General features: G+C 54.2%; 19 protein-coding genes and 1 pseudogene. 10 read left to right on the top strand and 10 right to left on the bottom strand.

The genetic code is table 11. The features are described from left to right. The first annotated feature begins 67 nt into the window (after positions 1–67). Positions 68–892 (top strand): 2,3,4,5-tetrahydropyridine-2,6-dicarboxylate N-succinyltransferase, encoded by an 825-nt coding sequence (dapD, locus tag QRY16_RS10480; RefSeq protein WP_193403742.1) that lies wholly within the window; start codon positions 68–70, stop codon positions 890–892. 219 nt (positions 893–1,111) lie between these two features. Beyond that, positions 1,112–1,504, top strand: a complete 393-nt coding sequence (locus QRY16_RS10475; RefSeq protein WP_193403743.1) for a DUF3461 family protein — start codon at positions 1,112–1,114, stop codon at positions 1,502–1,504. Between the two features lie 57 nt (positions 1,505–1,561). On the opposite strand, the gene QRY16_RS10470 is transcribed toward QRY16_RS10475, so the two are convergent. The 3 genes and pseudogenes from QRY16_RS10470 to dgt all read right to left on the bottom strand — a co-directional run bounded on the left by QRY16_RS10470 (position 1,562) and on the right by dgt (position 5,963). Then, positions 1,562–2,719, bottom strand: coding sequence for a CdaR family transcriptional regulator (locus QRY16_RS10470; RefSeq protein WP_289776535.1), 1,158 nt, complete (start codon positions 2,717–2,719; stop codon positions 1,562–1,564). 185 nt (positions 2,720–2,904) lie between these two features. Next, complete coding sequence (gene degP / locus QRY16_RS10465) at positions 2,905–4,338, bottom strand: serine endoprotease DegP (RefSeq protein ID WP_193403745.1); 1,434 nt, start codon at positions 4,336–4,338, stop codon at positions 2,905–2,907. A 134-nt stretch (positions 4,339–4,472) separates the two neighbouring features. Beyond that, a pseudogene (dgt, locus tag QRY16_RS10460) lies at positions 4,473–5,963 on the bottom strand (dGTPase). A gap of 96 nt (positions 5,964–6,059) precedes the next feature. On the opposite strand from dgt, the gene mtnN reads away from it, so the two are divergent. From mtnN to QRY16_RS10445, 3 genes are all read left to right on the top strand, one after another. Next, on the top strand, positions 6,060–6,758 hold the full coding sequence (gene mtnN / locus QRY16_RS10455) for a 5'-methylthioadenosine/S-adenosylhomocysteine nucleosidase (protein ID WP_289776534.1): 699 nt from the start codon (positions 6,060–6,062) through the stop codon (positions 6,756–6,758). Continuing rightward, positions 6,751–7,548 carry a vitamin B12 ABC transporter substrate-binding protein BtuF gene (gene btuF, locus QRY16_RS10450; protein WP_289776533.1) on the top strand — a complete coding sequence of 266 codons (798 nt, stop codon included), beginning with the start codon at positions 6,751–6,753 and terminating at the stop codon, positions 7,546–7,548. Before mtnN ends, btuF begins: the two co-directional genes overlap by 8 nt. A 117-nt stretch (positions 7,549–7,665) precedes the next feature. After that, positions 7,666–7,917 (top strand): hypothetical protein, encoded by a 252-nt coding sequence (locus tag QRY16_RS10445; RefSeq protein WP_289776532.1) that lies wholly within the window; start codon positions 7,666–7,668, stop codon positions 7,915–7,917. Between the two features lie 29 nt (positions 7,918–7,946). Here the strand turns inward: QRY16_RS10445 and erpA are convergent, their stop codons facing one another. Continuing rightward, positions 7,947–8,294, bottom strand: a complete 348-nt coding sequence (gene erpA, locus QRY16_RS10440) for an iron-sulfur cluster insertion protein ErpA (protein WP_193403750.1) — start codon at positions 8,292–8,294, stop codon at positions 7,947–7,949. Positions 8,295–8,498: 204 nt separating this feature from the next. On the opposite strand from erpA, the gene hemL reads away from it, so the two are divergent. Continuing rightward, positions 8,499–9,779 carry a glutamate-1-semialdehyde 2,1-aminomutase gene (gene hemL, locus QRY16_RS10435; RefSeq protein WP_289776531.1) on the top strand — a complete coding sequence of 427 codons (1,281 nt, stop codon included), beginning with the start codon at positions 8,499–8,501 and terminating at the stop codon, positions 9,777–9,779. A 45-nt stretch (positions 9,780–9,824) separates the two neighbouring features. On the opposite strand, the gene fhuB is transcribed toward hemL, so the two are convergent. From fhuB to hrpB, 6 genes are all read right to left on the bottom strand, one after another. Further along, positions 9,825–11,804, bottom strand: coding sequence for a Fe(3+)-hydroxamate ABC transporter permease FhuB (gene fhuB / locus QRY16_RS10430; RefSeq protein ID WP_289776530.1), 1,980 nt, complete (start codon positions 11,802–11,804; stop codon positions 9,825–9,827). Next, the gene (fhuD, locus tag QRY16_RS10425; RefSeq protein WP_193403939.1) at positions 11,804–12,682 is read right to left on the bottom strand and encodes a Fe(3+)-hydroxamate ABC transporter substrate-binding protein FhuD; all 879 of its coding nucleotides are present in this window, start codon (positions 12,680–12,682) and stop codon (positions 11,804–11,806) included. The genes fhuB and fhuD overlap by 1 nt, the downstream gene beginning before the upstream one ends. Positions 12,683–12,692: 10 nt before the next feature. Continuing rightward, a complete protein-coding gene (gene fhuC, locus QRY16_RS10420; protein WP_193403753.1) occupies positions 12,693–13,487 on the bottom strand; it encodes a Fe3+-hydroxamate ABC transporter ATP-binding protein FhuC in 795 nt (264 codons plus the stop codon). Between the two features lie 40 nt (positions 13,488–13,527). Continuing rightward, a complete protein-coding gene (gene fhuA / locus QRY16_RS10415) occupies positions 13,528–15,735 on the bottom strand; it encodes a ferrichrome porin FhuA (protein ID WP_289776529.1) in 2,208 nt (735 codons plus the stop codon). Between the two features lie 201 nt (positions 15,736–15,936). Continuing rightward, on the bottom strand, positions 15,937–18,450 hold the full coding sequence (gene mrcB, locus QRY16_RS10410; RefSeq protein ID WP_289776528.1) for a bifunctional glycosyl transferase/transpeptidase: 2,514 nt from the start codon (positions 18,448–18,450) through the stop codon (positions 15,937–15,939). A 98-nt stretch (positions 18,451–18,548) separates the two neighbouring features. Further along, positions 18,549–21,032 (bottom strand): ATP-dependent helicase HrpB, encoded by a 2,484-nt coding sequence (gene hrpB, locus QRY16_RS10405; protein ID WP_289776527.1) that lies wholly within the window; start codon positions 21,030–21,032, stop codon positions 18,549–18,551. Positions 21,033–21,068: 36 nt separating this feature from the next. On the opposite strand from hrpB, the gene thpR reads away from it, so the two are divergent. From thpR to gluQRS, 4 genes are all read left to right on the top strand, one after another. Next, complete coding sequence (thpR, locus tag QRY16_RS10400) at positions 21,069–21,596, top strand: RNA 2',3'-cyclic phosphodiesterase (RefSeq protein ID WP_193403756.1); 528 nt, start codon at positions 21,069–21,071, stop codon at positions 21,594–21,596. A gap of 11 nt (positions 21,597–21,607) precedes the next feature. Next, entirely contained in the window at positions 21,608–22,312 is a 705-nt protein-coding gene (sfsA, locus tag QRY16_RS10395) for a DNA/RNA nuclease SfsA (protein ID WP_289776526.1), read from the top strand. Between the two features lie 246 nt (positions 22,313–22,558). Further along, on the top strand, positions 22,559–23,014 hold the full coding sequence (gene dksA / locus QRY16_RS10390) for an RNA polymerase-binding protein DksA (RefSeq protein ID WP_031375735.1): 456 nt from the start codon (positions 22,559–22,561) through the stop codon (positions 23,012–23,014). 73 nt (positions 23,015–23,087) lie between these two features. Then, positions 23,088–24,017: a tRNA glutamyl-Q(34) synthetase GluQRS gene (gene gluQRS / locus QRY16_RS10385; protein WP_193403758.1), complete on the top strand. Its 930-nt coding sequence runs from the start codon at positions 23,088–23,090 to the stop codon at positions 24,015–24,017. The last annotated feature ends 13 nt before the right edge of the window (positions 24,018–24,030 follow it).

The raw sequence follows: 24,030 nt of genomic DNA, 5'->3' as shown, positions 1-24,030 counted from the left end.
CGCCTAAAATTTTTTACTTGTGTCGGGTTATTCCCCGGCATTGAACACGACAGATCAGGAAAAAAATATGCAACAGTTACAGAGCGTTATTGAATCCGCCTTCGAACGTCGCGCCAACATTACCCCAACCAGCGTCGACACCGAAACCCGTGATGCCATCAACCAGGTGATCTCGCTGCTGGACAGCGGTGCACTGCGTGTTTCTGAGAGAATCGATGGCGAATGGGTAACGCATCAGTGGCTGAAGAAGGCAGTGCTGCTGTCTTTCCGCATCAATGACAATCAGGTAATGGAAGGCGCAGAGACACGTTTTTACGACAAAGTTCCCATGAAATTCGCGGATTGGGATGATGCGCGCTTCAAAAAAGAGGGTTTCCGCGTGGTGCCGCCGGCCGCCGTTCGTCAGGGCGCTTATATTGCACGTAATACCGTGCTGATGCCCTCTTACGTTAACATTGGCGCATTCGTGGACGAAGGTAGCATGGTTGATACCTGGGCGACGGTAGGTTCATGCGCGCAGATTGGTAAAAATGTTCATCTGTCCGGCGGTGTCGGCATTGGTGGCGTACTGGAGCCGCTGCAGGCTAACCCGACTATCATCGAAGATAACTGTTTTATCGGCGCGCGTTCAGAAATTGTTGAAGGCGTCATCGTTGAAGAAGGTTCGGTGATTTCAATGGGCGTCTACATCGGCCAGAGCACCAAAATTTACGATCGCGAAACCGGTGAAGTGCATTACGGCCGTGTGCCAGCCGGTTCAGTGGTGGTTTCGGGTAATTTGCCGTCAAAAGATGGCAGCTACAGCCTGTATTGCGCGGTTATCGTTAAGAAAGTTGACGCTAAAACACGCGGCAAAGTAGGCATCAACGAACTGCTGCGTACCATCGACTAAACGCCTGTACGGGCTGGAAACCGGCCCGTCATTTTTTCTTTACGCTTCCCGCCAGACATCCTGATTCGCGTTGCGAATTAACAGGTGCGTTTATTTTTCAATCAGGTGATAATCCGCGCCAGTTAAAACCTGTCGCGCAATGTTCATCCTGCTATTAATGTCTACAGTTTTAAATCATGAACTCAACTGCGCGCTTCTCAATTTCATGGAAACTACGCTATGTACGACAACCTTAAAAGCTTAGGCATCAGTACCCCGGATGACATTGACCGTTACAGCCTGCGTCAGGAAGCGAACAATGACATCCTGAAAATTTACTTTCGCAAAGATAAAGGTGAATTCTTCGCGAAAAGCGTGAAGTTTAAATATCCGCGTCAGCGTAAAACCGTTGTCGCCGATCATGCGAGTCACGGCTACAAAGAAGTGCAGGAAATCAGTCCTAACCTGCGTTATGTGATTGATGAACTGGACCAGATTTGCCAGCGCGATCAGATTGAAGTCGATTTAAAACGCAAAATACTTGCTGACCTGCGCCATCTGGAAAGCGTGGTTACCAATAAAATCACTGAAATCCAATCTGATCTTGAGAAATTAACCCGCAACGGACGTTAATTTTCCATAAACCGCTTAAAGGCCAGCTTATTAATACTGGCCTTTTTTATGTCCTTCTTAGCCCTGCTCATCCAGCTGCAAGGCCACATACAGCAACAGTCGATCGTCAAAATGGCTCAGGTTAAGCCCGGTCAATTCTGAAATACGGTTCAGGCGATACTCTAGCGTGTTGCGGTGAATAAACAGCGCCCGCGCCGTAGCGCTCGGCTGGACGTTATTGGTAAACCAGGCGTTTAAAGTACGACGTAACAGTCCATTGTTATCCATACTCTTCAGTTTCGCTAACGGTCGCGCCAGTTCATTGGCCTGCCAACCGCCGCGCAAACTATCCAGTAAAACCGGTAACACTAAATCTTGATAAAAATAACTTCTTACATCCGGCATACGCTGTTTACCGACCATCATGGTGGTGCGCGCGGTGCGATAAGAGCGGGCAATACTGCCTGGGCCGGTAAAAAAATTACCCAACGCAATGCGCATACGGAGATGACCACTCTCTTTCATTCGCTGTAACAGTTGCTCGACGCGCTTACGATGGTCGTCCCGATCGTAACGGCCATGGACGTTTAATGCCGGTTTCAATACCACCATTTCGGTCAGAGAAACAATGGCGATCAGATTATCGCGTTCTGGCGTAGTGAGTAGCGTCTGCAACTGTTGCAATTCAGACATCGCGCTGTCCACGCCCAGTTGCCCGCTGTCTACTTCCACCACCGCCGCCACGCGTGGCTGATTGAGATCGATCCCCAGCCGCTGCGCCCATTCGGTAAGCTGTGGCGACAGCGTATCGCTGCGAATCAGATTCAGCACCAGCTCTTCACGCAGGCGGCTGTCCTGCGCCAGCATGTGCAGTAAGCGTGCCTGTTCAAGCATCATTTCTGCCGTCATACACACCAGCTCACCGTAATGACGCAGCGCCAGCGGCTCGCCGGTCAGGCCAATCACACCGACAATTTCGCCATCAATGCGCAGCGGCAAATTAATGCCAGGCCGTACGCCGTGCAGATGTTTCGCCACTGCTTCATCAATGTCTACCACCCGTCCCTGAGACAGCACCAGCAACGCGCCTTCGTGCAATTCCCCAATACGTTCCCGATCGCCACTGCCGATAATCCGTCCGCGCGCATCCATCACGTTGACATTACTGTCAATAATTTTCATCGTGCGCGCCACTATATCCTGCGCCAGCCGAGCGTCGAGGTGATAGGTCGCCATCCGTTACTCCTGATAAAAGTGACAAAGGACAGAATACGCATAGGTAACGCCCAGAACATTGTGCATATGCACAGAGCCAGAACGGCATTTACCGTATTTGCGGTAGGCATCACATTCTGACCAGCTTAAGCCGCAGACATAAAAAAAGCGGACCGAAGTCCGCCTGCGTAACTCATCAGATACTCTTACTGCATCAGCAAATACAAACTGCTGTCGCCACGTTTCACGTTAAGTGCCAGTACAGACGGTTTGCTGTCGAGGATCTTACGTAGCTCGCCCAGGTTAGCGACCGCTTGTTGGTTTACGCCCTGAATCACATCGCCTTTTTTCAGGCCGATACGTGCTGCGGCACTGCCCGGTTTCACATTGTCAACGCGTACACCTTTGTTACTGGCATCACCGTTACTGAGGTCCGCGCCTTCAATGCCAGTATAAATGGTGGCTGATTGCACTTTATCCTGGCTGCTTTGTTGCAATTTCACTGTCACGTCTACCGGTTTGCCATCACGCAGCAGGCCCAGTTTCAGAGCAGTACCGACCGGTAATGTGCCGACTTCGGCACGCAGCGAGGCAAAGCTGGTCAGTGGTTTACCATTCATCGAAACCACTACATCACCGGCTTTGATACCGGCTTTCGCGGCGGCGGAATTTGGCAGAACCTGGCTCACAAAGGCGCCCCGCTGAGCATCAACCTTCATGGCTTTTGCCAGCTCAGAGTTAAGCTCTGTGCCCATAATGCCTAGCTCGCCACGTTTTACCTGACCATATTCCACCATTTGCGCAGTCAGGTTTTTCACCATATTACCCGGAATGGCGAAGCCGATACCGATATTGCCGCCGTCCGGTGCCAGAATGGCGGTATTAATGCCGATCAGCTCGCCGTTCAGGTTCACCAGCGCTCCACCAGAGTTACCCCGGTTAATTGCCGCATCGGTCTGGATAAAGTTTTCATAATTTTCAACGTTCAGGCCGCTACGACCCAGTGCGGAAACGATGCCCGACGTCACCGTTTCGCCCAGACCGTAAGGGTTACCAATCGCGACCGTGTAATCACCGACGCGCAGATTATCGGAGTCGGCGATCTTCACGGCAGTCAGGTTTTTAGCATCTTCCAGCTGGATTAATGCAATATCTGAGCGTGGATCTTTACCGATCACTTTAGCGTCGTAGCGCCGGCCATCGCTTAGCTGCACCTGTATTTTTGTTGCATTATTCACCACGTGATTATTGGTAACCACGTAGCCTTTTTCGGCGTTAATCACCACGCCTGAACCCAACGCCCGGAATTTTTCCTGTTGGGTATTGGGTGCGCTGCCATCATCAGCACCGCCGCCCTGACACATTGGCGAACTCTGGAAGGGCGAACCCTCCTGACAGAAGGGCGAATTGTCGCCAAAAAATTGCTGGAACTGCTGCGGCATACGCGGCGTTTTCACCGTGGTGCTGCCTTCAACGCTAATACTCACCACAGAAGGCATCACCTTCTCCAGCATCGGGGCCAGACTGGGCAATTGTTGGCTGGTGGAAGAAGCAGTTTCTGCCGCGAAAACACTGACAGGCGTTAACGCCATGCCAAGACTAAGCACCAGCGCACTTAACATTAATGAGTTTTTTTTCATTTGTCGGAGTCTCTTAAAAATTAACGTCCAGACCATTGCTGTGGTCGTATGGTGAGATAAATGTTTTAGCGCGAAGTTCCTGATAAAGTTTTAGCCAAAGGTAAAAATTTATGCTCTCCCTTTACATTTGTGCATTATTCCACCGCCATTAAACGACGGTACTCATCCCAGGCATAAAGATCGGTCATGCCACTAATGTAATCCTGGATAAGGCGGAAGCGATAATAACGCTCCCATAACAGACGTTCATATTTGTGATTAACCGTCAGCGTGCGCATAGCGTGCTGATAGGCTTTGCGATGTTTACCTGAAAGCTTATGAAATAACCGGGTTTCAATGGGATGCTGACGTAAAAAGTCGTCATTAATCAGGGTGGTAAATGCCTCATAATTCAGTTGCATTAACGGCTGGTAAATCTCCAGTAATCCTTTAATTACCCGGTAGCCTTGTAATTCCAGCTGTTCAACTTCGGAATGATTAAATACCTGCTGACGAGCAACCGTTTTGAAAAGTTGTAATAGCCGCCCTTCTTCACCGTCATCTTCTAATAATGCATGATTGAAACTGCCATCAAATATTGCGGGAAGGTTGTCAATAAAGCGTTTTACCGCGTAGGTGACCAGAACGTTTTGCACGTTAACCCGTAGCGACATAAAGAACTGATCGCTGCGGCTGCGGCGTTTTTTACTGCAGGCTTCACGCCACGCTTCACCGACTGTTCGGCTAAAGGCATCATTTGTTTTAATCGCTCCCCAGGCTTTGCTGAGAAATTCATACAAACTGTCTACATTAAATATCGCTTTTTCAACTGCATCATCCAGATCGGCGATGCAATAAGAGATATCATCTGCAGCTTCCATAATATAAGTCAGTGGATACCGATGATGTTCTGCCATATTCGTCGCCGCACGCAGCTCGGCAATATACGCCTTCTCAGATAAATAAAAGCCCGGCTTTTTCATCAGCACGCTATATTCCGCCGGTTTATCACCTTGCCACCATGCTGGCGCGGTATATTTTAAAATACAGGCAACCTGCGAATAGCTGAGATTCAGTTGCAGCAGCGTATGCACCATACGAATTGCCTGCGCGTTGCCTTCAAAATGACACAAATCCTGACGAATCATTGCATTCAGTTGATCAAATGCGCTGCGCTGCGCTTCGGTTTCCACGCCTGCAACGATAGGATCGACCAGGTTTGCGAGAAGATTATCTTCAAACCAATCATTAATTGCCGCTTCACCAAAGTGACCAAACGGCGGATTGCCCACGTCATGCAGCAGACACGCCATCTCGACCAGGCTTTCGAACGCACCTTCTCGCTCATCCAGCCCGTATTGCGCTAATCCGCCCTGCATTTTGAGAGCCTGCAGGATCTCTTTGCTGATATAGCGCCCGGTTTGTTGTACTTCGAGCGAATGCGTCAGGCGTGAACGTACCGCAGCATTACGCTCTAAAGGAAAAACCTAGGTTTTCTGTTGCAGACGACGAATAGCCGCCGAATTAATTATTCGCCCGCGGTCGCTCTCAAAGTGGCGGCTAATATAATATTCGCCTTCGGGATCTTTCCGACTGGTATAAGGGCGAGTAAAGCTGATCTTCGTCCTGAAATTGATCGCTGCCATTGATTACCCCTTATTTTTTCGTGAATTAATCCCCTGCCAGCCATGATAGACTATGCCTCAATTTCGTCGAAAACATCTACCTTAGCGAGACTCTTTATGAAAGCAGGCATTATTGGCGCGATGGAGCAGGAAGTTGCTCTGCTGCGTGACAAAATCGAAAACCGCCAAACCTTATCGCTGGCTGGTTGTGAAATTTACACTGGCACGCTGAATAACGTTGAGGTTGCACTGCTGAAATCGGGCATCGGTAAAACTGCCGCCGCACTGGGCACTACGCTGCTGCTGCAGCTGTGCAAGCCGGATGTAATAATTAACACGGGTTCTGCGGGTGGATTAGTCCCAACGCTGAACGTGGGCGATATTGTGGTATCCGAAGAGGTGCGTTATCACGATGCTGACGTTACCGCTTTTGGCTATGAGCCAGGTCAAATGGCCGGCTGCCCGGCGGCGTTTGTTGCCGATGCCACCCTGATTGCGCAAGCGGAAGCCTGCATTCAGCAGCTGGAACTGAATGCGGTTCGCGGCCTGGTGGTCAGCGGTGATGCGTTTATCAACGGTGCTGAGCCGCTGGCACGCATCCGCAACACTTTCCCACAGGCCATTGCCGTTGAGATGGAAGCCAGCGCCATTGGTCACGTTTGCCATCAATTCCAGGTGCCTTTTGTGGTGGTGCGCGCCATTTCCGATGTCGCCGATCAGGAATCACACCTGAGCTTTGAGGAGTTTCTCAGCGTGGCGGCAAACCAGTCATCATTGATGGTTGAAAACCTGCTGGCGCGTCTGGCACGTGGCTAAACGTTTTCTGTTCTGCTGGCTGCTGCTGTTTAGCGGCAGTCTGTTTGCTTCCCCACCGCGCGTTATCACCCTTGCTCCCCATTTGACCGAGATGGCCTTTGCCGCAGGCATTACGCCAGTGGCGGTCAGTGCCTGGTCTGATTATCCGCCTGCGGCTAAAAAAATTGAGCAGGTCGCTAACTGGCAAGGCATTAAAGTTGAGCGCATTTTGCGGCTAAAACCGGATGTCGTGTTGGCGTGGCGGGGTGGCAATCCACAACGTCAGATTGATCAATTACAGCAGGCAGGCATAAAAGTTGTATGGATTGATCCCGCTAACCTGGCTGGCATGATCGATGCGCTGGCCTCGCTGGGCCAATGGAGTCCCCATCCAGACCAGGCGGCGAAAGCCGCACAGCAGCTACGCCAACAGGAAGCCGACCTTCGTCAGCGTTATCATACACAAAAACCCATTCCGTTATTTTTGCAATTTGGTCAGCACCCGCTATTTACCGCTGCCAAAGCCACCCTGCAAAATGACATCGTCAGGCTGTGCGGCGGTGAAAATATCTTTGCCGATAGCCGTGTCAGCTGGCCGCAGGTCAGCCGGGAACAGGTGCTGATGCGTCACCCGCAGGCGATTGTCATTGGCGGCGATGCGCAGCAGGCCAAAAACGTGCAGCAATTCTGGCAGCCGCAGCTTTATGTCCCGGTGATTGCGATTAACGATAACTGGCTTAGCCGTCCCGGTCCACGACTGCTGTTAGCAGCAAAACAGCTGTGTAACGCGCTACATCCAGCACAAAAATAACTTCTTCGATTAAAGAAAATTCCATCATTGCCGTTGATCAATAAATGAGACGCGCAAGCCACGTATGCTCGTCGTCCTTTTGCGCTCAGGCGCTTTTGACTACACCAGGAACTAAACATGACCAGAATAGTGATTCTGGCCATAGGGCTGATGATGGCTGGCATTACAACTGCGGGGTCACTCACCGGCGCTATCGCCGTTAAGCTGAATATTTTCTCACGCTGTGAAATCACTCGCGTCAGGCCCCAGGCCGCACCTCAGATAAACTGCGGAGGTCATTTCAGCGCACAGCCGCGCATAACGTATAGCGTACTAAAACGCGACTCCCGGCAGGAAAAAACCGCCCGGTTAGTGACCATTGAGTGGTAAACGAGGCCGCCTGACAGCGGCCGGCGAAATCAGATACTGAAGGAAGAACCGCAGCCGCAGGTGGTTTTGGCATTGGGATTGGTCACGATAAAACGTGAACCTTCCAGTCCTTCGGTGTAATCCACCGAACCACCCACCAGATATTGCAGACTCATTGGATCGACAACCAGCGCTACGCCCTGCTTCTCAATCGTCATATCACCGTCATTTATCTGGTCATCAAACGTGAAACCATACTGAAATCCGCTGCATCCCCCACCGGTAATGTAAACGCGTAGCTTCAGCGCCGGGTTCTCTTCATCAGCAATCAGGTTCTTCACCTTGCTGGCTGCTGCATCGGTAAATTGCAACGGCAGTGCTGCTACTTCATCACTCATATTTGACTCCAGTAAACGTCCAGGTCAGAAAACGACCTTAATTTCGCTATTATCTGCCAGCACTCCTGTGCAATCAAGTTTTGAGCTTCGCACTCTGTGCCGCCTTCGCAAAGGTTAGCCAGGTTACGGGCTGTTCCACCCTTTCGCCCACCGCGCCTCTTCCGTAGAATGGCACAATATTTTACTGAACTGCTGGAGCCGAAAATGAGTAAGTCTGAAAACCTGTTCGCCGAGGCGCAACGCCTGATTCCTGGCGGCGTTAACTCGCCGGTACGTGCGTTTACCGGTGTGGGCGGCGCACCGCTGTTCATTGAACACGCTGACGGCGCATATCTTTATGATGCTGATGGCAACGCCTATATCGACTATGTCGGTTCGTGGGGTCCGATGGTGCTGGGCCATAACAACGCTGAAATTCGTAATGCGGTGATTGAAGCGGCACAACGCGGCCTGAGTTTTGGCGCGCCCACCGAAATGGAAGTCACTATGGCGCAGCTGGTCTGCGAGCTGATGCCCTCCATGGAAATGGTGCGTATGGTGAACTCCGGCACCGAAGCAACAATGAGCGCGATTCGCCTGGCGCGCGGTTTCACCGGACGCGATAAAATCATCAAATTTGAAGGCTGCTATCACGGTCACGCCGATCACCTGCTGGTGAAAGCCGGTTCCGGCGCATTGACGCTGGGCCAGCCAAATTCTCCGGGCGTGCCTGCTGACTTCGCAAAACATACGCTGACCTGTACGTATAATGACCTTGATTCGGTACGAGCGGCATTTGAACGCTATCCGAACGCGATCGCCTGTATCATCGTTGAACCCGTAGCAGGCAACATGAACTGTATTCCGCCACAGCCAGATTTCCTGCCCGGCCTGCGCGCGCTGTGTGATGAGTTTGGTGCCTTGCTGATTATTGATGAAGTGATGACCGGTTTCCGCGTCGCGCTGGGTGGCGCGCAGGCGTATTACAATGTGTTGCCTGATTTGTCCTGCCTCGGCAAAATCATCGGCGGCGGTATGCCGGTGGGTGCGTTTGGCGGTCGTCGCGACGTGATGACCGCGCTGGCCCCAACCGGCCCGGTTTATCAGGCGGGAACCCTGTCCGGCAATCCCATTGCAATGGCGGCGGGTTATGCCTGTTTAAGCCAGATTGCTCAGCCGGGCATTCATCAAACGCTGACCGAACTGACCACCCGACTGGCTGAAGGTCTGCTGCATGCCGCACAACAGGAGAATATTCCGTTGGTAGTCAATCATGTCGGCGGTATGTTTGGCGTGTTCTTTACCGATGCGGAAAGGGTTACCTGTTACGCTGACGTCACAAAATGCGATATTGAACGCTTTAAGAAATTCTTCCACTTAATGCTGGAAGAAGGCGTTTATCTTGCGCCATCAGCGTTTGAGGCTGGCTTTATGTCACTGGCGCATAGCCCAGAGGACATCCAGCGTACCATCGATGCGGCGCGTCGCTGTTTCGCGAAACTGTAATAAAAAAGACCGGTGCGAGCCGGTCTTAACCGTTTCGATGAGGGCTTAACGCGATCGGCGCAATAGCCAAATGAAGTAAGGCGCGCCTAAAAACGTTGCCATCAAGCCTGCCGGTATCTGATCCGGAAACGCCAGCATCCGCCCACACCAGTCGGCACATACCATTAATCCCGCGCCCAGTAGGCCTGCCAGTAACACCTGCGGTAACGCACGGCGGAAGCCCAACATGCGTGCGATATGCGGTGCCATCAGACCAATGAAGCTCAGCGGGCCGATAGTGAGGGTGGCCGTTGCCGTCAGCGCAGCCGCCAGCAGCAACAGGCTGAGACGTGATGGCGTCAGCGCCATTCCCGCCGAACGCGCCGTGGCGCTGCCAAGGGGCAGCAGCGTCAACCAACGACTTGCCAGCGGTGCCAGCGACACCAATACCAGCGCGCAAACCGCACTCTGTATCGCCTGCTTGCCGCTGATATTGTAGGTTGAACCCGAAATCCAGCTAAGCAAACCGCCCATGCGTGGATCACCGCTCGCCAGCAAAAGCATCAATAACGTCACAAAAGCGCTATTCAGCGCCATGCCGGCCAATAGCATGCGCTCCGGTGAAAAACCGCCGCGGCTGGCAACCAACATAATGATCAGCAAAGTAACGCCTGCGCCAATGACACCAGCGGGTAGCAGAAACGCCAGCGCATCGCCCGGCACAAAAAACAGCATGATCACGACGCCAAAAGCGGCGCCTGAACTGATACCTAAGACTTCCGGGCTGGCCATTGGGTTACCGGTCAAGCGCTGAATCAAACTGCCCGCCACGCCCAGCATCAAACCCACTACCAGCGCCGCCAGCAAACGTGGCGCCCGCCACGGTATCAGCTGCTGAAACATCTCGCCGCTTGCCCAAATCCACCCTTGTCCATCCCGTCCAAACGCCAGACCAAACCACGCCAGCAGCGTTAACACCGCTAAAGCTATTAAACACCAGCGTCCGACTGCTTGCCGCTCGGCGGGTATCTTGTCGCCCTGATTCATCGCAGGCGGCACCGAACCGGTGCGCAGACGCGGCAGCAGCCACAGCAGAATCGGCACGCCCAGCAGTGCGGTAGCCGTGCCGGTTGAAACTTCGCGCCAGTGTGCGCTGAGCCACAATACGCAGGCGTCTGCCAGCCATAGCAGCAGCGCACCAATCAGCGGCGCGAGCAACATACGACTGAGTAAACGGCGCCCGCCCAGCAGTTTCGCCAGCAGCGGGGCAAACAGGCCGATAAAGCCAATAATGCCCGCAGCATTGACCAGCTGTGCGCTAAGCAAAATCGCCAGCGCCAGACCGCCCAACCTGGCCAGCGAAAGCGCAAGACCGAGGTTGCTGGCAACGCCATCATCCAGTCCCATCAACGTCAATGGCCGTAGCAGCGCCAGCGCCACCACAAAGGCCAGCAGCAGGCGCGGCCACAGTTGACTGACGTTTTCCCAGCCCATTTGATTCAGTGAGCCGGTGCTCCACAGGAACATATTTTGTAGCTGATCGTGGTTAAAAATGGCAAAGATCTGATTCACCGCGCCGCTATACAGGCTTAGCACTAAACCCGCCAGGATGAGCGTAACCGGCGACAGGCGCTTGCCCCACGCAACGCCAAATACAATCGCGCCCACCAGTGCAGCGCCCCCTAACGCGGCAAACTGCTGCGTTAGGGCGCCGCCCGGCAGCTGCCACAGCGTTGCAACCGTAATGCCAAGCTGTGCGCCCGATGACACACCCAGCGTAGTCGGTTCCGCCAGTGGGTTGCGCAATACCTGCTGGAATAGCAAACCGGCTAATCCCAGCCCTGCTCCCACTAACAATGCCAATACCAGCCGCGACAGCAAACTATGGTGAAACACCATCTGCTGCATATTATCCGCATCTGGCGACCACAGCGCCTGTAACCATTGCGCCAGTGGCAATGCCTGGCGCAAATTAACCAGCGTTAACTCAAGCGCCAGCAAAAACAGCCCGCTCAATAGCGCTGCGGGGAAAAGACGATGGCGCATCAGCGTGTCTCCAGCGCGCGTTCCAGCACGCGAACAAAATGCAGCGCCGACAGGGTCGCGCCGTAATACCACACCGCCGGAACGCGTTGAAAACGGCCCGCACGAATAAACAGCAGCGATTGCCACAGTGGACTGCGCATCAACTGCTGCATATCGGCTTCATTGTCATGGTCGAAGCAGATCACCTCCACATCGCTGAACCCGGCCAGCCGTTCAATCCCTACTACTGCGCTGCCCCAGAAATTGGTTTCGCCTTGCCAGGCGCTTTTCAGGCCGAGAATAGTCATCACTTCAAGAAACAGGCTGTTTTTGCCAAAGGTGATGGCATGGCGGCTGTCAAGCAATGACATCAGCAGAATGGGTCGCGCCGCGTAAGGTGCCAGACGCTGACGCGCCGCTGCGAGTTGGGAATCGACAAATTTCAAATGCTTTTCGGCCTGCGCCTCACATCCAAGGCGTTTGCCTAATTCCTGCAGCGAGGTTCGCGCAGTACTGAACGGTTTGCCATCACCGCTGTTGAGATCAAAACCCATAATCGGCGCGATGCGTGTCAGCTTCTCTTTCGGCGGACCATAGCCGTTGGAACACAGAATTAGCGAGGGTTGCATCTGCGTCATCAGTTCAAGATTGGGTTCGGTACGCAAACCAACGTCCACCACGCCCGCAGGCAGCGGCGGATCGCCGACCCAGACGTTGTAGTTATGCATATCAGCGACGCCGAGTGGCGTAACACCTAACGCCAACAGCAGTTCAGTAGGCAACCACTCCAGCGCAATAATACGCTGCGGATCCAAAGGTGCGGCAGGCAAAGGGAAGCTGCTGAGTAACGGCGACAACGCCATAGCCACCATCAAACGGCGGCGAAAAAGATCGGGCATCATCCTCTTCCTAATAAACAAAACTGACCGGTGCGCCGCCCTGCGGATGAGGCAAAATACCCATGGGAATCCCGTAAATCGCCGCCAGCACGTCGGCCTGCATGATAGTTTCCGGTCCACCTTCGGCAATCATCGAACCGTGACGTAACGCCACCAGATGATCGCAGTAACGCGCAGCCATATTAATGTCGTGTAATACCGCAATGACCGTTAAGCCACGATCGCGGCTGAGGTGCTGAATCAGCGCCAGCACGTCAACCTGATGTGCAATATCTAACGCTGAGGTCGGCTCGTCCAGCAATAAGCAGCGACTGTTTTGCGCCACCAGCATTGCCAGCCACGCACGCTGTCGCTCCCCACCGGACAGGCTGTCCACCAGTCGGCCAGCAAAGGGTTTGAGCCCAACCAGCGTAATCGCTTCATCAACGCGATGGCGATCTTCCTGGCCAAAACGGCCCAGCGCGCCATGCCACGGATAGCGGCCAATCGCCACCAATTCGCGTACCGTCATGCCTTCAGCGGCGGGGAGCTGCTGTGGCAGGTAAGCCACCTGACGCGCAAAGGCTTTACCGTTCCAGCTTTCTACCGGCCGATCGTTTAGTAAGACCTGACCATGGCTGGCGGCGTGATGGCGACCAAGCATCTTCAGCAGGGTCGATTTCCCCGATCCGTTATGCCCAATCAATGCGGTGACTTTGCCAGGCGGAAAAGTAAGCGTGAGCGGATGAAGCAGCGTGCGGCCAGGCACGTGAAAGCTGACATCTTGCAGTGTAAAAGTAGCTTCTTCGGCGTGCTGATGCTGCATGAGAATCCCTGTAAAACGGGCGCCGAAGCGCCCAGGTAAGTCAGAATCTGAAAGTCGCGGTGCCGACAATCTGGCGTTCAGCGCCCCAGTAACATGCGTATTCGCGATAGCAGCTGGCGACGTATTCGCGATCAAACAGGTTGTTGACGTTAACCCCTATCGACGACCCTGGCAAACCGAAGCGGCCTAAATCGTACTTCAGCGCAGCATCAACCGTGGTGTAGCCAGAAACATCAAAGTTCTGATTAACGTTATCACCAGTGCTATACAAGCCTTTGCTCTTACCAACATAACGCACACCTGCCCCGACGGTTACGCCAGAAAGTGCCGTTTCATGGAAGGTGTAATCACTCCAGAGTGATGCCATATGCTTCGGCACCTGAACCGGCGTTTTTCCTTTCAGCGCAGTATCTTTGGTATATTCCGCGTCAGTGTAGGAGTAAGAAGCGATCAGGTTGATATTGGCGTTTAGCGCTGCTTTGGCTTCCAGTTCAACACCGCGAGAACGGATTTCACCGCTCTGAACGCTGGCAAACGGATGGCTGGTATCCGGGTCAGCCGTCAGGTTTTTGGTTTTCGTCAGCTGATAAACCGCCGCGGTCATCACAACCGGACGATCTTTGGGAACGTATTTCACACCCGCTTCGTATTGCTTAGCGCGAGACGGATCAAATGCCTGACCACTCCAGGTCGAGCCTGCATTAGGAATGAAGGATTCGCTGTAGCTGAAATACGGGGCAATGCCGTTATCAAATACGTAGTTCAGGCCGCCGCGCCAGGTAAAAGCCTGATCATTTTGACGATCAACCGAATCGGCTACGCGGTCATAAACCGAGGTCATGGCGTAATCGTAACGTCCACCCAGGGTTAATACCCAACGCTCCCACTCCATCTGATCCTGCGCGTACAAACCGGTTTGTCGCTGCTTATTGAGATGCTGATAAGGCTCATCAAACGGCACCGTGCTGTCGTCGCCATAGCGTGGATGAACAGCATTCAGGCTTGAGGCTGAGCCGAACTGGGCATCAATATCATTGCGGGTACGCTGGAAATCTACACCTAACAGCAGCGTATGATCGAGTTGACCGGTCGCGAACTTAGCCTGTGCCTGATTATCCACCGCAAACTGATTTAGTTTCTCATTAGAAATGGCCGAACCACGGGTAATCTCCTGGGTAGCCGGCAAGTAACCGTTGCCATAAATGCTGCGATAGTCAGTGCGCAAGTCGGCGTAGCGCAGATTCTGGCGCACCGTCCAGGTCTCGCTGAAACTATGCTCAACGTTGTAACCGACCATTTTGGTGTTGCGCGAGATTTTGTTGCTGTCCTCGCCTTCATCAAAATCCGTCGGTAATTTGTACTTGCTGCCGTCAGCGCGAATAATCGGCACAACCGTACCCTGGCGCGGTAACCAGCCGTAATAGCCGGTTTCCGGTTCGTTCTGAAAATAGGTCAGTAAATCGAAGCGGGTGTTCTCATCAGGACGCCAGCTGAACGACGGCGCAATGGTATAGCGCTTCTCTTTGTTCATGTCCTGCTGCGCATCCTGGCTGCGCGCCAGCCCGGTCAGACGATAGCTGTACACGCCGTCGTCATCCAGCGAGCTGCCAAAGTCGAAGCCGGTAGAAAACAGATTGTCGCTGCCCATCTGGAATTGCACTTCACGCAGCGTTTCCTGGGTAGGTCGCTTGCTTACTAACGAAACCACGCCGCCCGGATTGCTTTTGCCATACAGCACCGAAACCGGGCCGCGCAGCAGCTCCGCCCGTTCAAGGAAATAAGGATCGATAGCGAATTCCGAGTAGTTATCTCCCTGCAACTTCAGACCATCCAGATACTGGTTGGTATTGGTTTCGCTAAAACCACGAATGGACAGCGCATCGATCACATCCGAGCTACCGCGATTGCCGGTTAAGACGCCAGGCGTGTAGTTAAATGCCCCTTTAACGCTGGTGACGTTGCGCAACTCCATCTCTTCACGCGTAACCACGGAAACAGACTGCGGATTTTTTTCGATTGGCGTATCGGTCTTGGTGCCGGTAGCGCTGCGTTTCGCAGCAACCGTTGCAGCAGGTCCCCAGGCGCTTTCCTGTTCTACGCCCCCGCCGCCATCTGCTGACACAACCATTGTTTTATCGGCAAAAGCCGATGCATTCAGGCTACTGAGCGCGACGGCAAGCATCATGGCCAGAGGCCGACGCGGAAAAACACTGTTTTTGTAACAAGGAAAAGCCGTTCGCGCATGCATAAAAATGTCTCCCGGATAGAAGTAATTGGGCAGGCGAATCGAAACGATAATGATTATTATAACGGTCGGATAATATGCGAAACGCAACTGTCACTGCAAGCATAAATCCCAGTGCTGACGCCGTTTGCCGCGCATTTAACCCTTGTGGATTTTGCACAAAAAAGGGCGCTCCCGCGCCCTTTTTATTTACCTCTGAATTCTTTACTTGCCGAACATGTCTTTTATCCAGCCTGCAACACCATTGCTGTCCTTTTGCTCCTGCTGTTGCTGCTGCTGTTCCAGTTGCTGTTGCTGTTGCTGTTGCTGTTGCTGGACCTGCTGCTGCTGTTGCTGACAGAGCGCATTCGGGTCCAGCGCCCACACCGGCAGCGAGCGCCAGATGCTGCTGCCTGTACTACACACAAAGTTACCCGCCGAATCGATATTCATCATCGACACGTCCTCTGGCGGTGTCAGTTGCAACGGCATCGGCGCCTGGTTATCGAGATAGCGACGATAAAGCTGCATCGCACCGCTGGAACCGTACAGTCTGGTGGGCTGATTGTTATCGCGTCCAACCCAGGTAATGGCCACTTCTTTACCGTCAATACCGGCAAACCAGCTGTCGATCAGATCGTTGGTGGTACCGGTTTTACCGGCCAGATGCGCATTCGGGAAGCGTGCCCCTAAAGCATGTGCAGTACCGTGATCGGCAACCTGCTGCATGGTGTAAAGCGTCAGATAAGCCGCCTGTGCAGGCTCAACGCGCTGCGCCTGTGGGAAGCTTTGATACAGCACCGTACCGTCCTCTGCAATCACTGAACGTACCGCTGACAGGGGTGCACGATTGCCGCCGCTGGCGATTGACTGGAAAGCCTGCGCCACTTCAATCGGCGTCAGGTTCAGTGCGCCCAATAGCATTGACGGAACCGGATGGAGCTGATCTTTCGGCACGCCCAGTTTGACCCAGGTATCAATGACGGAGTCCAGCCCCAGCGTCATGCCGAGGTTAACGGTTGGCACGTTCATGGAATGGGTCAGCGCATCCACTAACATCACTTTACCGCTAAAACGGCGATCGTCGTTCATCGGTTTCCATACCGATCCGTTCGGTTGTTTTAGCGCAATCGGTTCATCCGCGATCCAGCTGTTCAGACGATAGGTATTTGGCTGGCTCAGCGCTGTCAGATAGGTCGCCGGTTTTGCCAGCGAGCCGATTGAGCGACGCGCCTGCAACGCACGGTTATAACCTGCAAACTGCGGATCGGCTCCTCCCACCATCGCTCGCACTTCGCCACTGAAACGGTCAACGACCACCATTGCGGTTTCCAGATCTTTCAGCCCGCGCTGTTTTTTCAGCGCTGGAATACCCTCAACCACCGCTTTTTCCGCCGCGTCTTGCGACACCGGATCAAGCGTGGTGAAGATTTTCACGCCGGACAGATCTTTCACTTTATCGCCCAGCCGGGCTTGCAGTTCATTACGCACCATCTGCATGAAGGCTGGCTGCGGCGTAATCACGCCTCCTTTTGGTTGCACGCCCAGCGGACGGGCCGACAGCATGTCGTACAGCTCCTGATCAATCACTTTCTGCTGCTGCAACAAACGCAACACCAGGTTACGACGCTCCAGCGCCAGTTTTGGATTACGCCACGGATTATACAGCGACGCCCCTTTGACCATGCCGACCAGCAGCGCCTGCTGATCAAGGCTCAGCTCATCAACCGGACGACCAAAATAATAAAGGCTGGCCAGCGGGAAGCCGCGAATCTGATCATTACCCGCCTGACCGAGGTAAACCTCGTTCAGATACAGTTCAAGAATGCGATCCTTGCTATAACGCGCATCCATAATAACTGCCATATAGGCTTCACGCGCTTTACGCCACAGTGAACGCTCGTTGGTCAGGAACAGGTTTTTCACCAACTGTTGAGTCAGCGTACTGCCGCCCTGCACTGCGCGCCCGGCAGTGATGTTCGCGAGGAAGGCGCGGCCAATGGAGTACGGGCTGATGCCATCGTGCTCGTAGAAATGCCTGTCCTCAGTGGCGATCAGCGTATCGACCAACAGATCCGGGAAGCCGGCGCGCGGCACAAACAGTCGCTGCTCGCCGTTTGGCGACTGCAACATGGTGATCAGGCGCGGATCCAGGCGGAAGAAGCCAAAGTCACGCCCGTTATCAAGGTTTTTGATCTCGCTCAGCTCACCCTTGCTAAAGGTCATGCGTGCATGGATCTGCCCTTCTTTACTGTCCGGAAAGTCAAACGGACGACGCAGCAGATCGATTGTATTCCCGTTGATCGAGAATTCACCAGGACGGGTAATACGCGAGACCTCGCGATATTGTGTGCCCTCCAGCAACGCCACCATTTCATTTTTGTTGTAAGCCATACCCGGCTCAAGGCTGACCATACGACCATACACGGTCGCGGGCAGTTGCCACACTTTGCCGTCGATGCGACTACGGATTTCCGAGTCGAGGTAGACACCCCATGCTGCCATAACGACGACAAACACCAAAAACAGCTTAATTAACCATCCCAGCCAACGGCGTTTGCCGCGCGGTTTTCCTTTTTTACCTTTAGGTGGCACGGGTGCCTTCTCCTCGTAATCATCAAAATCATCCTGAGAGATACCTTTATCAGTATCCCTGCGGCGACCCCGGCTCGCGCTGCGGCGCGGCGGTTTGGGCTGTTTTCCTTTGCGCCCAATAGGTTCGTGATCGTTCCCAGACATTGGTTTCATTCTCCAGGCATAGCTTATGGCTGCGCCTTTACTCTAACGATTTTATCGCATCCCGCCTGGCAGAACCCTCTGAATTCGGTCCAGCGTTCTCAACCTTGCGGGGAATATTTTTTCGTGCGCCGGGTGGGTAAAGCGCTTGTTGGATCATCAGGCCAGGGATGTCTGGGATAGCGCCCTTTCATCTCCTTTTGCACTTCCGGGTACGCACCACGCCAGAACGCAGCGAGGTCGCGGGTAATCTGTAGCGGACGCTGCGCCGGAGATAGCAGTTCCAGCACCAGCGGCACGCGTCCTTCTGCCACAGTGGGATTGGTCGCTTCGCCAAACATCTCCTGGATCCGCACCGCCAGCGACGGAGGCTTATCCGCATGATAGCGAACAGGCAGACGGCTTCCGGTTGGCACAGTGTAATGAGTTGGCAGCACAGTATCCAGCCGCTGACGTTGTGACCATGTGAGCAAATGTAATAGCGCGCTAACCAGATCCACCGACTGCAAGCCTTTCAGATCGCGCACCGCGCTCATTTGCGGTAAGAGCCAGCTTTCCAGCGAATCAAGCAGTGCGGCATCATTCATTGCTGGCCAGTTCTCCGCGGGCAACCATTCGGCTGCACAGTGTAAACGCAGACGTAGCTGTTCCGCCGCTGGCGACCAGCCCAGCACCGATAACCCTTTTTCAGCGACCCAGCGCAACATCGCCGCATGCAATACTTCAGACTCAGGTCGCGCCAGCGGCTGCGTTTTCAATACCAGCGCGCCAATCTGCTCACGTTTAAAGGCACGCAACGTGCCTTTTTCATCATCCCATTCCACTTCGGTTCGCCATTCGATCAGCGCCGGGCGTTGCTGACACAGCGCCACAATATCGATCGGCAACGCCAGCAGTATGCGCGCGTCTGGCGCGGCGCTGCCTTGCAATAACGCGGGGGCAATCAGCCATTCGTTACGCGTCAGGCTATCTTGATCGTCCAGTTTCGCCCCTAACCCGTTGGCGAGCTGATAGCGTCCACTGCGATCGCGACGTCGTGCCAGACGATCGCTGAAGCCAGCGGCCAGTAAGGCAGCAAAGCGAGCTTCATCGACCCGCCCGCCACTGACTTTCAGCCGATGTTGCCACTGCCGGGCGCGACGTTGCCATTGCGGCTGCGGTCGATACAGCGCTTCTCTGAGATCGGCGCTGCCGCTGCGCGGCGGATCTTCCAGAACCGCCACCAGCAAGGCGGCACTGGCAACGGCATCGGCATCTTGTCCCGCTGCGATCAGGATGGCGCTCAACCGCGGATCGCTACCCAGCTGCGCCATGCGGCGCCCTTGCGCGTTGAGTAACCCGTTGTCATCCAGCGCGCCAAGCTGAGTGAGTTGCTGCTGCGCGGCACGCAGAGATTTGCCGGGCGGCGGATCAATCCATTGCAACTGCTCTGGCTGCGTGCAACCCCATTGCAGTAATTCCAGCCACAGCGACGATAAATCGCTGTGCAGGATTTCCGCTTCGCTATGCGCCGCCGCGCGTGCTGCCTGTTCTGACGAGATAAGATGTAAGCAGATACCTGGCATCAGGCGCCCGGCGCGTCCGGCGCGCTGGGTCATTGACGCCTGGCTGATACGTTGGGTTTGCAGCCGTGTGACACCCGTGCGAGCATCAAACAATGCGCGGCGCTCCAGCGCGCTATCGACCACCAGACGAATACCTTCAATGGTCAGGCTGGTTTCGGCGATATTAGTGGCAAGCACCACTTTGCGTCGCCCGGCTGGCGCAGGAAGAATCGCGCGCTGCTGAGCCGCTAACGACAACGCACCATATAAAGGTGCCAGATCGATGTCGTCGGCAACACGGGATTCAAGCTCACGCTTCACACGCTCAATTTCCGCTACACCAGGTAAAAACAGCAGCAAAGAGCCGCTTTCATCGCGCAACAGTTGCAGGACTTCGCGCGCAACCGCCTCTTCAAAGCGAACAGAGGGATTGAGCGAAGCGTAACGTCGCTCAACCGGATAACTGCGTCCTGCAGAAATAATTAAAGTCGCATCCGGCAGCATTGCCGCCAGGCGGGCGTTGTCGAGGGTGGCCGACATCAGCAAAATTTTCAGGTCCTCGCGCAGACCTTGCTGTACATCCAGCAGCAGCGCCAGCGCCACATCGGCCTGCAGGCTACGTTCGTGAAATTCGTCAAGGATCACCAGCGACACGCCATCCAGCATGGGATCCTGCTGCAACATGCGGGTGAGAATACCCTCCGTGACCACTTCCAGCCGGGTCGTGGCGCTGACGCAGCTTTTCCCACGCATCCGATACCCGACTGTTTCGCCAGGCGGCTGATTGAGCTGTTCCGCCAGTCGCTGCGCCACGTTACGTGCAGCCAGGCGACGCGGCTCCAGCATAATGATGCGACCAGGCAGTATCGCCTGTTCCAGTAATTGCAGCGGCAGCCAGGTCGATTTGCCTGCGCCAGTAGGCGCGGCCAGCAAGGTTTGTGAGGCGCTTTCAAGCGCCGCCAGGATGTCAGGCAGCACCGCGCTGACAGGTAAATCACTCACAGCAAACTCCTGTTCCGCCTGTGCTAAGATGGCGCGCATTGTAGCATTCATCCGTGAGGATTGCCGGAGACCGCCATGGTGACACAACGCTTATTCTTTGCCATCAGCCTGCCCTGCGAGCTTCAGCAACAGCTGGTGCGCTGGCGAGCGGAAAATTTTGCTGAAGATGCCGGGCGCCCCGTTGTGGCCGCCAGTCTGCATATCACTCTGGCGTTTTTAGGTGAGGTTTCCGCAGAAACTTCACAGCGTCTGCAAACGCTGGCAGCGCGTATTATCCAGCCTGGCTTTGATCTGGACCTTGATGATGCCGGACACTGGCCGCGTCCCGGCGTGGTATGGTTAGGCTGCCAGCGTCCGCCACGTGCTTTGCTGCAACTTGCCAGCCTGCTGCGCGCGCAGGCGGCGCGTCACGGCTGCGCGCAAAGTCCACAGCCGTTTCATCCACACATCACATTATTACGCCACGCCAGCCAACCCGTTGCGCTGCCACCGCGCGGCTTTCACTGGCGTTTTCGCGCCACGCAGTTTTCTCTTTATGCTTCAGCATTCGCTAAAGGCCGCACGCGTTATCGTGCGCTGGCAAGCTGGCCGCTGCAGCCCTGATCAGGAATCGTATGCATTTTTCTCCGCCGCTCAAACCTGCCCGTTTACTTGCCCGTTACAAACGGTTTCTTGCCGATGTGCTCACGCCGGAAGGTGAAACCCTGACGATTCATTGCGCAAACACCGGTGCGATGACCGGTTGCGCCACGCCAGGCGATACCGTGTGGTATTCCACATCGGACAGCCTGACGCGTAAATATCCGCACAGCTGGGAGATCACCGAAACACAAACCGGTCACTGGATCTGCGTTAACACGCTGCGCGCCAATCAGCTGGTACGCGAAGCGCTGGAACAGCAGCGCATTCCAGAATTATCCGCTTACCCGCATTGCCAGGCTGAGGTGAAGTACGGCAGCGAAAATAGCCGAATTGATTTCCTGCTCAAGGCGAATGACCTGCGCAACTGCTATATTGAGGTGAAATCCGTGACCCTTTTACATCAAGGAAAAGGCTACTTCCCGGATGCGGTGACGATTCGAGGCCAGAAGCATCTGCGTGAACTGAGCGCAGTTGCAGCAGAAGGTCATCGAGCCGTCTTGTTGTTTGCGGTTCTGCACTCGGGGATTGAGGACGTCTCCCCGGCGCGTCATATCGACGCCGCTTACGCAGAACAACTGGTCCAGGCGCAGCAGGAGGGCGTAGAAGTTTTGGCGTATCAGGCTGACTTATCGGTGACAGGAATGTGTCTGAAAACACCGCTTGCGGTAAGGTTGTAATATCTTTAGCAATTATTTGTGCTAATTATGTTCTGAACAAGGCGCCAATTACGCTGTTCCTCACAGGCTTGTCAAGATGCGATCACGAATAATTGCCAACCTTGACTGCTTCTGTTATTTATAGCGGCCTGTTTTTTTCCCCGTTGGGGGATCGATGTACCCGAGAGATGTCAAGAGCAGGCAAGCAGCAACGCACCTGCTGCAATAAGTTGAAGGGTATAGTGCGTGTTATCCAGGAGAAACAACATGCAAGAAGGGCAAAACCGTAAAACATCGTCCCTGAGTATTCTCGCCATCGCTGGGGTGGAGCCTTATCAGGAGAAACCGGGCGAAGAGTATATGAATGACGCCCAGCTGACCCATTTTCGTAAGATTCTGGAAGCCTGGCGTAATCAACTTCGGGACGAAGTGGATCGCACCGTATCGCACATGCAGGATGAAGCTGCTAACTTCCCGGACCCGGTTGACCGTGCCGCGCAGGAAGAGGAGTTCAGCCTGGAGCTGCGTAACCGCGATCGCGAACGTAAACTGATTAAAAAAATCGAGAAAACGCTGAAGAAAGTTGAAGACGACGACTTCGGCTATTGCGATTCCTGTGGCGTTGAGATCGGCATTCGCCGTCTCGAAGCCCGTCCTACCGCCGATTTATGCATCGACTGTAAGACGTTAGCAGAAATCCGCGAGAAACAAATGGCTGGCTAATGCCGCAGCCAATACATTGCCGCGCGGCGGGAGAACAACAGATTTTCTCGTTGCGCGGTAATTTCTAACGCACATGTTGACTTCATCTTGCATCGGGCGCTTCGCCCCCTCCCCTTCCGGTGAACTTCATTTTGGCTCGCTGATAGCAGCCTTAGGCAGTTACCTGAGCGCGCGTGCGCAAAACGGCCGCTGGCTGGTGCGCATTGAAGATATTGATCCACCGCGTGAAGTTCCGGGTGCCGCTACGCGTATTTTGCAGCAGCTTGAGCAATTTGGTTTGCATTGGGATGGCGAAGTCCTGTGGCAATCGCAACGCCATGACGCTTATCGTGAGGCACTGTCCTGGCTGCAACAGCATCGTCAGAGTTATTTTTGTACCTGTTCTCGCAGCCGTATTCAGCAGACAGGCGGCTTTTACGATGGTCATTGTCGCGATTTGCAGCAAGGCGCGGAAAATGCCGCATTACGCCTGCGTCAGCATACCCCGGTTTTCGCTTTCAACGACTGCCTCCGTGGCACCTTACAGGTCGATCCACGCCTGGCGCAGGAAGATTTTATTATTCATCGCCGCGATGGTTTGTTCGCCTATAACCTGGCGGTGGTGGTTGATGATCATTTTCAGGGTGTTACGGAGATCGTGCGCGGGGCCGATTTAATTGAGCCAACAGTGCGACAGATTGCGCTTTATCAACAGTTTGGATGGCCAGTGCCGGTCTATCTGCATCTGCCGCTGGCTATCAATCCTGATGGCAATAAGTTGTCGAAGCAAAATCATGCTCCCCCGCTGCCAGAAGGGGATGCGCGACCGTTGCTGGTACAGGCGTTACGCTTTCTTGGTCAGCAGGTTGATGAAAACTGGCAGGACGAAACGCAGGAGAAACTGCTGTCTCGCGCGGTGTCACAGTGGAATATCGCTTTGATCCCCCAGGACAACGCCCTGAAACCAGATGCCAGGACAACGGCATTCTCAAATGGTTCGCAACAGGCTATGATTAGCCGCTGATTTTACCACACCC

The organism is Mixta mediterraneensis (assembly GCF_030283135.1).
Classification (GTDB): Bacteria; Pseudomonadota; Gammaproteobacteria; order Enterobacterales; family Enterobacteriaceae; genus Pantoea; species Pantoea mediterraneensis.
This window is presented reverse-complemented; position numbering and strand designations above follow the sequence as displayed.

What these genes read in the sequence shown, in the direction of transcription:
- gluQRS (WP_193403758.1), top strand. Translation starts at nt 23,088, where the DNA reads ATGTTGACTTCATCTTGCATCGGGCGCTTCGCCCCCTCCCCTTCCGGT.
- erpA (WP_193403750.1), bottom strand. Translation starts at nt 8,294, where the DNA reads ATGAGTGATGAAGTAGCAGCACTGCCGTTGCAATTTACCGATGCAGCA.
- fhuB (WP_289776530.1), bottom strand. Translation starts at nt 11,804, where the DNA reads ATGCGCCATCGTCTTTTCCCCGCAGCGCTATTGAGCGGGCTGTTTTTG.
- thpR (WP_193403756.1), top strand. Translation starts at nt 21,069, where the DNA reads ATGGTGACACAACGCTTATTCTTTGCCATCAGCCTGCCCTGCGAGCTT.
- mrcB (WP_289776528.1), bottom strand. Translation starts at nt 18,450, where the DNA reads ATGTCTGGGAACGATCACGAACCTATTGGGCGCAAAGGAAAACAGCCC.
- QRY16_RS10475 (WP_193403743.1), top strand. Translation starts at nt 1,112, where the DNA reads ATGTACGACAACCTTAAAAGCTTAGGCATCAGTACCCCGGATGACATT.
- fhuC (WP_193403753.1), bottom strand. Translation starts at nt 13,487, where the DNA reads ATGCAGCATCAGCACGCCGAAGAAGCTACTTTTACACTGCAAGATGTC.
- QRY16_RS10445 (WP_289776532.1), top strand. Translation starts at nt 7,666, where the DNA reads ATGACCAGAATAGTGATTCTGGCCATAGGGCTGATGATGGCTGGCATT.
- degP (WP_193403745.1), bottom strand. Translation starts at nt 4,338, where the DNA reads ATGAAAAAAAACTCATTAATGTTAAGTGCGCTGGTGCTTAGTCTTGGC.
- hemL (WP_289776531.1), top strand. Translation starts at nt 8,499, where the DNA reads ATGAGTAAGTCTGAAAACCTGTTCGCCGAGGCGCAACGCCTGATTCCT.
- dksA (WP_031375735.1), top strand. Translation starts at nt 22,559, where the DNA reads ATGCAAGAAGGGCAAAACCGTAAAACATCGTCCCTGAGTATTCTCGCC.
- dapD (WP_193403742.1), top strand. Translation starts at nt 68, where the DNA reads ATGCAACAGTTACAGAGCGTTATTGAATCCGCCTTCGAACGTCGCGCC.
- sfsA (WP_289776526.1), top strand. Translation starts at nt 21,608, where the DNA reads ATGCATTTTTCTCCGCCGCTCAAACCTGCCCGTTTACTTGCCCGTTAC.
- fhuD (WP_193403939.1), bottom strand. Translation starts at nt 12,682, where the DNA reads ATGCCCGATCTTTTTCGCCGCCGTTTGATGGTGGCTATGGCGTTGTCG.
- mtnN (WP_289776534.1), top strand. Translation starts at nt 6,060, where the DNA reads ATGAAAGCAGGCATTATTGGCGCGATGGAGCAGGAAGTTGCTCTGCTG.
- QRY16_RS10470 (WP_289776535.1), bottom strand. Translation starts at nt 2,719, where the DNA reads ATGGCGACCTATCACCTCGACGCTCGGCTGGCGCAGGATATAGTGGCG.
- hrpB (WP_289776527.1), bottom strand. Translation starts at nt 21,032, where the DNA reads ATGCGCGCCATCTTAGCACAGGCGGAACAGGAGTTTGCTGTGAGTGAT.
- fhuA (WP_289776529.1), bottom strand. Translation starts at nt 15,735, where the DNA reads ATGCATGCGCGAACGGCTTTTCCTTGTTACAAAAACAGTGTTTTTCCG.